Annotated in this window: 1 protein-coding gene; it reads left to right on the forward strand. The window is 39.8% G+C overall.

All coding sequences use genetic code 11. The features are described from left to right. Window positions 1–210: 210 nt before the first annotated feature. Window positions 211–1,289: O-phospho-L-seryl-tRNA:Cys-tRNA synthase (gene pscS / locus AB1422_19525; protein ID MEW6621492.1), on the forward strand; the 1,079-nt coding region annotated here is incomplete at its 3' end.

The raw sequence follows: 1,289 nt of genomic DNA on the forward strand, positions 1-1,289 counted from the left end.
GGGAAACCATCCTCAAAACTTCACTCCCTAAATTTTTCCTAAGCCTTACCTACAGAAGTATAAGCAGGTCTCCCAAGCCTTCATTCTTCTGCAATTTCTGCCCGCTTTAGTCTGAGGTCTGATGTCTATAGTCTACTGTCTGAATTACAGAAGTTTCAAAGAAAATTATTGACAGAATTAACCAAATATGATAAATTAAAAGAGATTAAAATGAATCTAATTAGAACCAGAGAAGAAAATTATATAAATCTTAATCCTTTACAAACTGGCGGTAGAACGAATGCGGCGGTAAGAGTGACTGCATCGGCTTATGTTGATGGGTATTCAGTTTGTGATTATTGTAAAGGGGTACTTCATCTAATTGAATCCCCACCTATCTGTGATTTAACCCGAACATTAGCCGAATTTCTGGGAATGGATGAGGCGCGAACAACACTTGGTGCTCGTGAGGGGAAATTTGCGGTGATGCATACCTTACTTTCACCTGGAGATTCAATCGTCATTGATTCTAATAAACATTATACTACCTATGTGGCGGCTGAAAAATCCTGTGCAAAAATATATGAAGTGCCCAATACCGGCTACCCCAAATATGAAATAATTCCAGAATCTTACAAAGAAACTTTTGAACTGGTGATAAAAGAAACTGGTCTTGTTCCAAAACTTGCCCTTCTGACGCATGTCGATGGCGAATACGGCAATCTGGTAGATGCCTATGAGGTAGGTAAGATATGTCAAGAATATGGTGTGCCGTTTCTTCTTAATACCGCATATACCGCAGGTCGAATGGAGGTTAATGGAAAAGAATTATTGGCTGACTTTATTGTTGCTTCGGCTCATAAAGGATTTGGTGTTCCGGGAACGATTGGCGTTCTGGCAACAACTGAAAAATGGGCTGACAAATTATTCAGGAAATCTACTCGCTATCCTAAAAAGGAAATTGAACTTTTGGGGTGCACCGCCCGTTCACAAGCTATTGCCTCTCTTATCACTGCATTTCCGTATGTCAAAGAAAGAGTGAAACACTGGGATGAGGAGGTAGAGAAAAGTCGCTGGCTTGTAACACAAATGGAAGCACTGGGAGAGATTGAACAACTGGGAATAAAACCAACAAGGCATGATTTGATTCGCCTCAAAACCCCTCTATTTGATAAAATTGCTCAAAAACATCGCAAAAAGGGTTATTTCCTCTATTCTAAACTCGAAAAACGGGGAATAATTGGAATAAAACCAGGTCAAACTCAATGGTTTAAACTCTCTACCTATGGCTTGACATGGGAACAAGTCAA

This window comes from bacterium, assembly GCA_040757115.1.
GTDB lineage: Bacteria > UBA9089 > CG2-30-40-21 > CG2-30-40-21 > SBAY01 > JBFLXS01.